General features: G+C 52.5%; 11 protein-coding genes and 1 pseudogene. 2 read left to right on the top strand and 10 right to left on the bottom strand.

Annotated features, from left to right (window positions below):
- Positions 1-269 precede the first annotated feature (269 nt).
- Positions 270-1,091: a 4-hydroxy-tetrahydrodipicolinate reductase gene (dapB, locus tag NG42_RS15995; RefSeq protein ID WP_052900697.1), complete on the bottom strand. Its 822-nt coding sequence runs from the start codon at positions 1,089-1,091 to the stop codon at positions 270-272.
- A 276-nt stretch (positions 1,092-1,367) separates the two neighbouring features.
- Between dapB and NG42_RS15990 the strand changes: the two are divergent.
- A pseudogene (locus NG42_RS15990) lies at positions 1,368-1,895 on the top strand (DUF2778 domain-containing protein).
- 306 nt (positions 1,896-2,201) lie between these two features.
- Here NG42_RS15990 and ispH read toward each other — a convergent pair.
- The 5 genes from ispH to ribF are packed head-to-tail and all read right to left on the bottom strand — an operon-like array spanning position 2,202 to position 7,909.
- Positions 2,202-3,155, bottom strand: coding sequence for a 4-hydroxy-3-methylbut-2-enyl diphosphate reductase (gene ispH / locus NG42_RS15980; RefSeq protein WP_052900693.1), 954 nt, complete (start codon positions 3,153-3,155; stop codon positions 2,202-2,204).
- Entirely contained in the window at positions 3,136-3,606 is a 471-nt protein-coding gene (fkpB, locus tag NG42_RS15975; RefSeq protein ID WP_052900692.1) for an FKBP-type peptidyl-prolyl cis-trans isomerase, read from the bottom strand. The genes ispH and fkpB overlap by 20 nt, the downstream gene beginning before the upstream one ends.
- A 3-nt stretch (positions 3,607-3,609) precedes the next feature.
- Entirely contained in the window at positions 3,610-4,116 is a 507-nt protein-coding gene (gene lspA, locus NG42_RS15970) for a signal peptidase II (RefSeq protein ID WP_052900691.1), read from the bottom strand.
- Positions 4,116-6,932 carry an isoleucine--tRNA ligase gene (ileS, locus tag NG42_RS15965; RefSeq protein ID WP_052900690.1) on the bottom strand — a complete coding sequence of 939 codons (2,817 nt, stop codon included), beginning with the start codon at positions 6,930-6,932 and terminating at the stop codon, positions 4,116-4,118. Before ileS ends, lspA begins: the two co-directional genes overlap by 1 nt.
- Positions 6,933-6,970: 38 nt before the next feature.
- A complete protein-coding gene (gene ribF, locus NG42_RS15960; RefSeq protein WP_052900688.1) occupies positions 6,971-7,909 on the bottom strand; it encodes a bifunctional riboflavin kinase/FAD synthetase in 939 nt (312 codons plus the stop codon).
- A gap of 318 nt (positions 7,910-8,227) precedes the next feature.
- Between ribF and rpsT the strand changes: the two genes are divergently transcribed.
- On the top strand, positions 8,228-8,491 hold the full coding sequence (gene rpsT / locus NG42_RS15955; RefSeq protein WP_052900686.1) for a 30S ribosomal protein S20: 264 nt from the start codon (positions 8,228-8,230) through the stop codon (positions 8,489-8,491).
- 101 nt (positions 8,492-8,592) lie between these two features.
- Here the strand turns inward: rpsT and nhaR are convergent, their stop codons facing one another.
- The 4 genes from nhaR to NG42_RS15935 form a co-directional block, all read right to left on the bottom strand.
- Entirely contained in the window at positions 8,593-9,483 is an 891-nt protein-coding gene (gene nhaR, locus NG42_RS15950) for a transcriptional activator NhaR (RefSeq protein WP_052900684.1), read from the bottom strand.
- Between the two features lie 104 nt (positions 9,484-9,587).
- A complete protein-coding gene (gene nhaA, locus NG42_RS15945) occupies positions 9,588-10,748 on the bottom strand; it encodes a Na+/H+ antiporter NhaA (RefSeq protein WP_052900682.1) in 1,161 nt (386 codons plus the stop codon).
- A gap of 224 nt (positions 10,749-10,972) precedes the next feature.
- Positions 10,973-11,263 carry a Bor family protein gene (locus tag NG42_RS15940; RefSeq protein WP_052900680.1) on the bottom strand — a complete coding sequence of 97 codons (291 nt, stop codon included), beginning with the start codon at positions 11,261-11,263 and terminating at the stop codon, positions 10,973-10,975.
- Positions 11,264-11,471: 208 nt separating this feature from the next.
- A partial coding sequence (locus NG42_RS15935; RefSeq protein ID WP_052900785.1) for a molecular chaperone DnaJ occupies positions 11,472-12,222 on the bottom strand: 751 nt, incomplete at its 5' end.

Raw genomic sequence — 12,222 nt, 5'->3', positions numbered from 1 at the left:
CGCTGAAATCAGCACTCAACCCACGGATAAAACCGATTGCCTGATGAAATGATTTTAAAATGGAGTCATTTATTGAGAGAAACCAGACCAAATGGTCAAAATTAACGTCAGAGAGGGGTAAAAAATGATGATAACTGAAAGATACACGACTTATTCAATGAAATAACTACGAGGCGTCTGTTTTCACAAAATAAAAAGGGCAATAAAATTATTGCCCATACAATCATAAACTTATGATTAAAATAACCACATCACGATGGTCGCAACACTTACAGATCCTCTAAACCCAGCACGTCACGCATGTCATAAAGACCGTTTTTTTGCGCACTAATCCACTGTGCCGCACGAACTGCGCCATTTGCGAAGGTCATACGACTAGAAGCCTTATGGGTAATCTCTACACGCTCGCCGACATCTGCAAACATCGCAGTATGCTCACCGACGATATCTCCGGCTCTGACAGTGGCAAAACCGATGGTTTTTGCTTCGCGCTCACCGGTATAACCTTCACGCGCGTACACCGCGTGCTCTTTTAAATCCCAGTCCATTGCATCGGCAATCGCTTCGCCCATCGCCAGTGCAGTACCCGATGGCGCATCCACTTTATGGCGATGATGCGCCTCAACGATTTCAATATCGGCGTAATCCCCCATCACTTTGGCCGCTTTTTCCAGCAGCTTCAGCACCAGGTTAACGCCGACGCTAAAGTTAGCGGCGAACACAATACCAATCTCTTCAGCAGCTTGTTTAATCGCCGCTTTACCCGCATCGTCAAAACCGGTGGTGCCGATCACCATCGCTTTGTGGTGCTGACGGCAGAACGCCAGATATTCCAGCGTGCCTTCCGGGCGGGTGAAATCGATCAGAATATCGAAATCATTGACCACCGCTTCGGGATTGTCGCTCACCTTCACGCCGATAGCGCCAATGCCGGCTAATTCACCCGCATCGCTTCCAATCAGCGAAGAGCCCTTGCGCTGAAGCGCTGCACCTAAACGCACGCCTTCGGCCTGCTGAGTAGCCTGAATCAGCTGACGACCCATGCGCCCGGCGACACCGACGATGGCAATACGGATTTCTGAATGACTCATAATGATTAATTCCTGACAACGACCTGTACCGGCAAACTCGCGGGTACTAAGGCTAAAGAGGTTAACGAGGTGGCTACAAATGCGCCACAATAATCACAGCATAATTAGAATTTTACGCCAGCGGGAAGGGATTATCAGTAAAACAAATAGCATGGCGTTATTCTGGCCACTTCTTATTTACCGGAGGAGATTAATCAAACTCTGGCGTTTCCGAGGTGGCAATTTCGACTGGCACCGGTTAAAGATGGTTCTTTTTTATACAAAGGACTCTCTGCAATGGCACTGAAAGGGACATTCACCGTTAACGATGCCGATTTCTCTCCGCTTATGATATTTGGCGTAGGCACTTTTATGGCTTACTCAGGTAACAGGGTCTATCGCAACCGCGCCGCTTGCGCGAGCATACAGAACAGCGGGCCTATACCCGAAGGACGATATCATATCGTTGATCGTCCGACAGGTGGCGTAAAAGGGGTTCTTCGCAATATCATCCGGGATTCATATTCCTGGACCACACCGACTCCCGTCATTAAGGCTGAATGGCTTGCCCTTTACAGCGATGATCATAGCATCAATGATTAAACTTGGATTAACGGCGTGGAGCGTGGTAATTTCCGGCTTCATCCCCCCGGCCCTTATGGTATTTCGCTGGGCTGTATCACTCTGGAACATCGCTCTGACTTTATAACCATCCGTCAGTCATTGCTGGCGGCACAACAGATCCGGTTAACCAATGGATTAATGTCTTATGGGATTATTGAGGTAATCGCAAATGGAAAGGCGATCTGTCCCGACGGGGATTAAGTTTCTGATTAGCATTATTATTTTTGCTTCGGCTTTTTTACTGATACGGCCTGCAACGCCCCTTTCTGATAAACAATTTTACTTCTGGCAAAAGGCGGCTCTTTTCTTCGGAGACAATGATATCGAAGGCTTTATTGGTCAGACTTTGTTAATTACTGATATCGTGGTAACTATCATTGTCTACCTGATAGTCATCAGATGCGTTGAAAGGCGGACATAACAAGATGGGGCAACACACTTAATGCTAATCGTTTCAGGCAGATGATTGTTGTAGGGGAGCCGTTCTCGCCGCCCCTACATGTAAAATCAGTCGACCTGCTTAACCTCAACACGCAGCTCTTTTGGCACTTCAAACACAATATTCTCTTCGCGACCACTCAGTTCGATGGCCGGTTCGCCACCCAGTTCGCGCAGGCGCTGAATCACCTCCTGCACCAGAATATCGGGCGCTGAAGCCCCTGCAGTCACGCCGACGCATTTGATATTGCTCAGCCAGCTTTCCTGAATATCTTCCGCAGAGTCAATCAGGCGCGCCAGCTTACCGGCACGCTGCGCCAGTTCAGCCAGACGATTAGAGTTGGAGGAGTTCTTCGACCCGACAACCAGCACCACATCGGCATCCTGCGCTAAGCTACGCACCGCTTCCTGACGGTTAGTGGTGGCATAGCAGATATCATCTTTGCGCGGGCCGATGATTTTCGGGAAGCGCTGGCGTAAGGCATCAATCACGTCGGAGGTGTCATCAACCGACAGCGTGGTCTGCGTCATAAAGCACAGGTTGTCTTCATTCTTCACCTGCAACTTACCGACATCGGCCGGCGACTCCACCAGGTACATGCCCCCTTGCGGGTTGCTGTACTGACCCATGGTGCCTTCCACTTCCGGATGGCCTGCGTGACCAATCAGAATGGCTTCAGTGCCTTTACGGCTGGCTCGCGCCACTTCCATATGCACTTTCGTCACCAGCGGACAAGTGGCGTCAAACAGCATGGTCAGATCGCGCGCACGCGCTTCGGCCCTTACCGCCTGAGAGACACCGTGGGCAGAGAAGATCAGAATTGAACCATCCGGAACTTCCGAAATCTCTTCAATAAAGATCGCGCCACGCTCGCGCAGACTGTTGACCACATAGCGGTTATGCACCACTTCATGACGCACGTAGATTGGCGCGCCATACATCTCCAGCGCGCGCTCAACGATACTGATTGCGCGATCAACACCCGCGCAGAAACCGCGCGGGTTAGCCAACAGGATTTGCATGAGTCCCCTCCAGTACCGGATCGATCTCCAGCACCTCGATATCAAACTGAATGGTTTGCCCTGCCAGCGGATGGTTGAAATCCACGGTGATCGAATCACCGGAGATTTCACGGATCACGCCAGGCATTTCGCTACCACCCATGCCGGTAAACAGCATAATAGCACCGATTTCCGGCTCGCCCGCCTGGACAAAATCACGGCGGGAGAAATACTGAATCATATCCGGGCTGGCGGCACCAAAGGCCGACTCCGGTGGCAAGCTGAAGTTATGCTTATCACCGGTTTTCAGACCCAGCAGCGCCTGCTCCAGACCTTCTGACAGGCTACCATCCCCCAGTCGAAACAGGGCAGGCTTGCCATTGGCACGCGTCGACTCCGCCGTTGAGCCATCTTCCAGCTTCAACGTAAAGTGCACCAGCACCGCGCTATCACGCTGTACAGAATCAGTCATGCCTTACCCTTTCTCTTTAGCCTGTTTTCCGGACGGGGTGATAAACCCTTCCAGAACGATCAATGCTGCGCCAATACAGATAGCGCAGTCGGCGATATTGAAGGTGGCAAAGTGCCAGTCGCCAATATAGAAGTCGATAAAATCGACCACAAAGCCGTGATAAGCGCGATCAAACAGGTTACCAATCGCGCCGCCAACAATCAGCGCGTAGGCAATATTATTAAGCTTCTGGCTGGCGGCGGTGCGGTACATCATCACCAGCAACGCGACAACAATCGCGATCGCAATACCGGCAAAGAACCAACGTTGCCAGCCACCTTTATCGGCGAGGAAGCTAAATGCCGCGCCGTAGTTATGTGCGTAGAAGAGATTAAAATATGGCATGACTGGCACCGACTGGTGCAGCATCAGATTATCCATAATCCATTGCTTGCTACCAAAGTCGACAGCAATCACTACCAGCACCAGCCACAGCCAGCGCAATCCGGTCGATAAAAGTGGCTTACGCATCAGGCAAACTTACGCTCTTCACCGTTTCCGGCTACGTTAGTGACACAGCGACCGCAAACTTCTGCGTGCTCCGCGTTCTGACCGACGTCAGTGGTGTAATGCCAGCAGCGTGGGCATTTCTCGCCTTCCGCTTTGTGCAAGGCAATTTTCAGGCCCTTCAGCACGTCGCTCTGCTGCGCTTCATCGGTTGCCAGCGCGTAATCAGCCACCTGTGCACCCGAGGTCAGCAGCACAAAACGCAGCTCTTCGCCAAGGCTGTTCAGTTTCTCAGCAAGCTGAGCATCGGCATACAGCGTGACAGTGGCTTCCAGCGATCCGCCCAGGCGCTTATCGGCACGAGCCTGCTCGATTACGCGGTTAACTTCACCACGGACTTTCAGCAGCTCAGCCCAGTAAGCGTCGTTCATCGGCTCATCTTCAGCCAGACCAAACAGCCCGTCGAACCACTCTTCGGTAAACACGTACTGAGTACGTTTACCCGGCAGATAGCCCCAGATCTCATCGGCAGTAAACGACATGATCGGTGCCATCCAGCGCACCAGCGCCTCAACGATAAAGTACAGCGCGGTCTGGCAGCTACGACGTGCCAGACCATCCGCTTTCGCGGTGTACTGACGGTCTTTAATGATGTCCAGATAGAACGATCCCATCTCCACCGAGCAGAACTGCATCAGACGCTGTACCACTTCATGGAAGTCGTAGTTAGCGTAAGAGGCAATGATATCGTCCTGTGCCGCCAGTGCACGACCGACAGCCCAGCGATCCAGCACCACCATCTCTTCCGGTTTCACCATATCGGTTTCCGGGTTAAAGCCATTCAGGTTAGCCAGCAGGAAGCGCGCGGTGTTACGAATACGACGATAAGAATCAGCGGAGCGCTTCAGGATTTCGTCAGACACCGCCATCTCACCGGTGTAATCGGTTGATGCCACCCACAGACGCAGGATGTCGCCACCCAGTTTATTCATTACGTCCTGCGGGCTGACGGTGTTACCGATAGATTTCGACATCTTGCGGCCCTGACCATCAACGGTAAAGCCGTGGGTCAGTACCTGACGATAAGGCGCCTTCCCTTTCATCGCGGTCGAAATCATTAATGAAGACATAAACCAGCCGCGATGCTGATCGGAACCTTCCAGATACATATCCGCGCTGTGGCCGCCGAACTCAGGACGCACATCCACCACCGAAGAGTGGGTTGAACCGGAGTCAAACCACACGTCCAGCGTATCCGGCACTTTCACGTAGTCGTTGGCTTCTTCGCCCATCAGATCTTTTGCGTCAAGATCCCACCAGGCCTGAATGCCGTCAACTTCCACGCGTTTGGCCACGTCTTCCATCAGCTCCAGCGTGCGCGGATGCAGTTGCTCCGTCTCTTTATGGACGAACAGCGCCATCGGCACACCCCAGGTACGCTGACGTGAAATACACCAGTCCGGGCGGTTAGCGACCATCGATTCGATACGCGCCTGGCCCCAGTCCGGGATCCACTGCACGCCTTTGATCTCTTTCAGCGACTGCGCACGCAGACCTTTCTGATCCATGCTGACAAACCACTGTGGGGTCGCACGGAAAATGATCGGCGTTTTATGACGCCAGCAGTGTGGGTAGCTGTGGAACAGTTTTTCCAGATGCAGCAACGCACCCTTCTCACGCATCAGCTCAACGATGATATCGTTAGCTTTAAATACATTCACACCATCCAGCGTTGGATAAGTGCCGGTGACATAGCAGCCGTCCGGGCCAACCGGGTTAGCGGTTTCCAGACCATATTTCTGACCGATTACATAGTCATCCGGGCCGTGGCCTGGCGCGGTATGTACCGCACCGGTACCGGCATCAAGGGTCACGTGCTCGCCCAGTACAACCGGCACATCAAAGCTGAGGAAAGGATGCTGGAAACGCATCAGTTCCAGTTCGGCACCGGTGGTGTTGCCCAGCACGGTCCACTCGCTGACGCCAGCGCGCTTCATCACGCTCTCAACCAGATCTTTGGCGAGGATCAGCGCTTTGCCGTCGATCTGTACCAGCTGGTATTCGAATTCCGGGTGCAGCGAGATAGCGCGGTTAGCCGGCATGGTCCACGGGGTGGTGGTCCAGATCACCAGCGCAATCGGGCCGGTGACGCTGGTCGCGCCAAATTTCGCTTTTACTGCTTCAGTATCGACGGCGTTAAACATCACATCGATAGAAGGCGAGGTTTTGTCGTAGTACTCGACTTCCGCTTCTGCCAGCGCAGAACGGCAATCCAGACACCAGTGCACCGGTTTGGCACCTTTATGCAGGTGGCCATTGCCGATGATTTTACCCAGCGCACGGATAATATTGGCTTCGGTCTGGAAGTTCATTGTCAGATAAGGACGGTCCCAGTCGCCCAGCACGCCAAGGCGGATAAAGTCTTTTTTCTGACCTTCAACCTGCTCAGCCGCATATTCACGACAAGCCGCACGAAACTCAGCCGCACTCACCTTCTCGCCCGGTTTACCGATCATCTGCTCGACTTTATGTTCGATTGGCAGACCGTGGCAGTCCCAGCCCGGTACATACGGCGAATCAAAGCCCGCCATGCCTTTCGACTTAACGATAATGTCTTTCAGAATCTTGTTTACTGAGTGACCAATATGAATACTGCCGTTCGCGTAAGGAGGGCCGTCGTGCAGAATAAAGGTTTTTTTCCCTTTTTTGGCTTCGCGGATGATGCCGTACAGATTGTCATCATACCAACGTTGCAGCATTCCCGGTTCGCGTTTAGCCAGATCGCCACGCATCGGGAACCCCGTTTCCGGCAAATTCAGGGTAGATTTATAGTCACTCATCAGATTCTCGGTTCCGTTTGTCGGTTCAGTTTCAGTTCTTAAACCGGTGTTTGTAGCCCAAAAAAGTTTCGGGCAGTCACCACATCTTTAGCAATTTGCTCTTTTAACGCATCGAGCGAAGCGAATCGCTGCTCGTTACGGATTTTTTGACAGAGCACCACATCTATATGGCGTCCGTACAGGTTCATTGCAACGTCCAGCAGATGAACTTCTAACTGTTGACGTAACCCGGCAACGGTCGGGCGGGTACCTATATTGGCGACACCGGGCAGCGGTTGCTCAGTAAGCCCATGAACTTCCACGGCATACACCCCTTTCACCGGCGAAACTGAGCGGCGCAGAGGAATGTTTGCGGTGGGAAAACCGATGGTGCGGCCCAGCGCATCGCCATGTACCACACGGCCAGAAATGCTGAAAGGATGCCCCAGCAGCGATTGTGCCAGCGCCAGATTATCTTCCGCCAGCGCCTGGCGCACTGCGGTGCTGCTGATACGCTTCCCGCTGTCGCAAAAGGTCTGGGTACTGATGACGTCAAAACCATATTCGACGCCCGCTTTCTGTAATAACAGGAAATCCCCCTGGCGACCAGCGCCAAAGCGGAAATCATCGCCAACGGCGAGGAACTGCACGCCAAGTTTGTTAACCAGCAAATCGGCCACAAAACTTTGGGCGGTCAGCGCGGCAAAGCGGCGGTCAAAGCGGACACAGAGTACCGCATCCACCCCGGCTTCAGCCAGGTAACGGAGTTTTTCACGCAGGCGCGTCAGACGCGCTGGCGCTTTGTCAGCCGCAAACAGTTCCAGCGGCTGAGGCTCAAACAGCATCACCATCACCGGTAAACCGCGCTGACGCCCTTCTTCGCACAGTCGTGCCAGCAGAGCCTGATGACCGCGATGCACGCCATCAAAGTTGCCAATGGTCAGCACGCAGCCGCGATGCTGCTCTCTGAGATTATGTATGCCGCGGATAAACTTCATGGCTGACTCAAATTTGTGGAAATCGGCGGATTATACCTTGTACAGCGGTTAAGGTTAACCCGCGATTGTCTCCTTTAGGGGATTCTGATGCTGTTTTCAGTGAGATGGCAGCCACTTAGTCAGATAACAGACAATTTTATCGGGAAAGGCTGTATTCGGCATGACGATGCTGGTAGAATCCTGCGCCATCACAACGTAATCAAGTGCCGTCAGATTAACGGCGCTTATTTGCACAAATCCATTGACAAACGAAGGCTAAAAAGGCATATTCCTCGGCCTTTGAATTGTCCTCAATAGAAAATATTTGGGAGTTGGACCTTGGCTAATATCAAATCAGCTAAGAAACGCGCCGTAACGTCTGAAAAGCGTCGTAAGCACAACGCTAGCAATCGTTCTATGATGCGTACTTTTATCAAGAAAGTATACGCGGCTATCGCTACTGGCGATAAAGAAGCTGCACTGAAAGCATTTAACGAAATGCAACCAATTGTGGACCGTCAGGCAAGCAAAGGCCTGATCCACAAAAACAAAGCTGCACGTCATAAGTCAAACCTGACTGCACAGATCAACAAACTGGCTTAATGCTAATTTGTTAATCGGCTTTGAAGAGAACCGGCCTAACCGCCGGTTTTTTTACGTCTGTCATTTAGCCGTTTGCCGCACCCCGATCGCGATAAATCACTTCAGCCGGGAAACAACGAGGTAAAATCCTTATTGCAGATACGCTGCACCGCAGGATGCTGAATCATCCGTTCGGCGAAGATCACGTGATACTCCTCCATCACATTATCAATGCGCCCGATTTCAACAATCTCATCATCGTTATAGATATCCTGTCCATACAGTGACGGCGCGACAAAAATGGCATTGTTCGATGCGCCAAACGCCTTCATTAACGCCGCATCATCAAACTCGCCAAGAATCTCGACCTGTAATCCCTGTGAATGAAACCAGTTAAGCAACTTGCGCCCAAGCATCGAACGACGTCCTGGGATCAGTAAACGTCGCTGCTCAAGGCAGGCCGGAAAGCTTTTATCCGGCAGCGGACGGGTACACCAGAAACTGATACCGCACTCACCGAGCTTCACCGAGAACAGCCCTTCTTGCTGGGTAGAATCGATGGAACAGTCCGACAGAATCATATCCAGCTTATGCTGGCTCAGCTGTTCCAGCAGCATCTCATGCGTCGACTCATAGCAGCGCAGATGAATCTTCTCATCGTCACGCACCGCGGTCTCCAGCACCTGACTGACCAGACGCTTGGATAACGCATCCGCTACCCCGACATCAAACAGCAGGTTCGACTCCTTTCGGTAGTTAACGATATCCAGCATCTCCTGACTCAGGGTAAACATGCGGTCGGCATAGCGGAAAACCAGTTGCCCCAGCTCTGAGGGCACCAGCCCGCGCCCCTGACGCTTAAACAGTTTGCCCTGTAAACGGTCTTCCAACGCTTTAATCTGTCCGGTAATGGTTTGAGGCGTCAGAAACAGGGCTTCGGCGGCCCCGACTATCGACCCTTCCTTGCACACCTGCCAGAAGTAATAGAGATGGTTGTAATTGATATGAGACATGCGCACGGGGATGTTCCTTTCCTGCAGCCAGATAGATTCCAGCTTAGCGTATAACCGGCGTAAAAAAACACGGCAAACCTGCAATTACAGATTTGCCGTTGTGCTTATTTCAGCTTGATACGCAGCAGCAGATAGCCGACAACCGCAGAGGCTATCGAGCCAATCAGAATGCCCAGCTTAGCGAGGGTAATCAGCGCCGGGTCGATATCGCCATAAGCCAGTGAGGCAATAAAGATCGACATGGTGAAACCAATGCCGCACAACACGCCGACCGCGACAACATTCGACATCGTGGTGCCCGGTGGTAATTTCGCCAGCCCCAGCCTGACTGCCAGCCAGCAAAACAGGGTGATTCCCAGCGGTTTACCGATCAGCAGGCCAACCATAATCCCCAGCGGCAACAGCGAGAACATATCGCCAGCCGATACACCGTCCAGCACCACGCCAGCATTGGCAAAGGCGAACAGCGGCAGAATCAGCCAGCTCACCCACGGATGCAGGCCATGCTCAAGCTGTTCGGCCGGAGAGTGCCCGTCCTTCTTCGCCAGCGGAATAAAGAAGCCAACAATTACGCCCGCCAGAGTGGCATGCACGCCGGATTTCAGTACCGCAGTCCACAGCACCATACCGACCAGCAGATAGACCGCCGTACTGCGCACATTCGTGATATTCAGCAGAGCCAGCACCGCAATTGCCGCTGCGGCAACTGTCAGCGCCGTCATTGACAGCTCACTGGTATAGAACAGCGCAATAATAATAATCGCCCCGAGATCGTCGATGATCGCCAGCGCCATCAGGAAGATTTTCAACGCTGGCGGCACACGACTTCCCAGCAACGCCAGAATACCGAGTGCAAAGGCGATATCGGTGGCGGTAGGAATTGCCCAGCCGCTGCGCGTCACCTCATCGCTGCCGTTAAACAGCAAAAACAGCAATCCCGGCACGACCATACCGCCCACGGCGGCGATCAGCGGAAATATTGCCTGCTCACGGCTGGCTAAGGCGCCGACCATCAGCTCACGCTTTACCTCCAGACCGATCATCAGGAAGAACAGCGCCATCAGCGCATCATTGATCCACAACAGCAAATCTTTGCTGATATCAAGCGCACCAAAACGTAACTCTACCGGCGTGGCCAGCAGTGAAAGATAGCCCTGTTGCGTCGCCGCCGTATTTGCCAGCACCATCGCCAGCGCTGCCGCGAGGATCAGCACCACCCCACTGGTGGCCTCGTTTTTAACCAGTCGTTTGATCTGAAGAAACATATTTTCAATCCCTGTTTGTTGCCTGTTTCAGTATAGGGTCAGAAGCATACGCCGTTTAAATCATCGAAAATAACAGTTTATTCAGCAGGATAAGCTCGGAAAAAACGAATTATTGGCATTTCAAGGAAAATTAAGCAGTTAACGGATTGGGTGTGAAGGCGGGATAAAAAAGACTCAGGAACGCAAAAAAAGCCGCATCAGCGGCTTTAGTTTGATGCTCTTGCTTACAGTGAGCAGTAAACGCGAGCTTCACGCGGGGTATAAATCCCCAGGGTAACAAAGCCCAGCAGGCCATTGACGAAAGTCTGTTGCGTTTCAACACGCACCACTTTGTCCTGAGTGCCACAAATCGCCGCAGCATCCAACGTTTTTTTCTGACCAATACCAGAAACAAAGAAGTGATGGGTAGTCACTTGTTTCGGTGCTGAAGTCTGATTCTGTTTCATCACGAAGGTTTGCTGTGCACAGCCAGTTAACAGCAGTGCGAATACGGCGGTCGCCAGAAGCTTTTTCATAAATGTCCTTATTAAGTATCAGAAAAACTGAAGGCGCATGAAATAACAAAATGGCATCGGTTGCAACAACAGGAAATAAACAGGCTGGAAAAGCTGACAAAATTCTGACAAAAGTCGGATCGACAGCATGACTGCGGGCAGGAAAAGGCGTGTAACCGTGTGATTGTGAAGATAAATTGCTCCCTGCGGTCGCAGGGAGCCATGATGATTAACGCGTCAGATCGTCAAAAAACTTTTTCACACCGTCGAAGAAACTCTTCGAGCGTGGGCTGTTTTTCTCGCCGGTCGGGCCGCCAAAACTCTCTTCCAGCTCGCGCAACAGCGATTTCTGTTTCTCATTCAGGCTGACCGGGGTCTCCACCACCACACGGCACAGCAGGTCGCCCTGGCTGCCACCGCGCACTGATTTCACACCTTTACCGCGCATACGGAACAGTTTGCCGGTTTGGGTTTCAGCAGGCACTTTCAGATTAACGCGGCCGTCCAGCGTCGGCACTTCAATTTCGCCACCCAGTGCTGCCATGGCAAAATTAATCGGGACTTCGCAGTACAGGTTGTTATCTTCACGTTCGAAGATCGGGTGTTTTTTCACCTGAACCTGAACATACAGATCGCCAGCTGGTGCGCCGTGCTCGCCAGCTTCACCTTCGCCGGTCAGACGGATGCGGTCACCGGTATCAACACCAGCCGGGATTTTCACCGACAAGGTTTTCGATTTCTCGACGCGACCGTGACCGTGGCAGGCGTTACAAGGATCTTTGATGACTGAGCCACGACCGTGACAGGTCGGACATGCCTGCTGTACGGTAAAGAAGCCCTGACGCATCTGCACCTGACCTGCACCATGACAGGTTGGGCAGCTTTGCGGCTTGGTGCCCGATTTCGCGCCGCTGCCATGGCAAACATCACACTCTTCCAGTGTTGGAATGCGGATCTCTTTGGTCACGCCGCGTACCGCT

The organism is Winslowiella iniecta, from assembly GCF_001267535.1.
Taxonomy (GTDB): domain Bacteria; phylum Pseudomonadota; class Gammaproteobacteria; order Enterobacterales; family Enterobacteriaceae; genus Erwinia; species Erwinia iniecta.
This window is presented reverse-complemented; position numbering and strand designations above follow the sequence as displayed.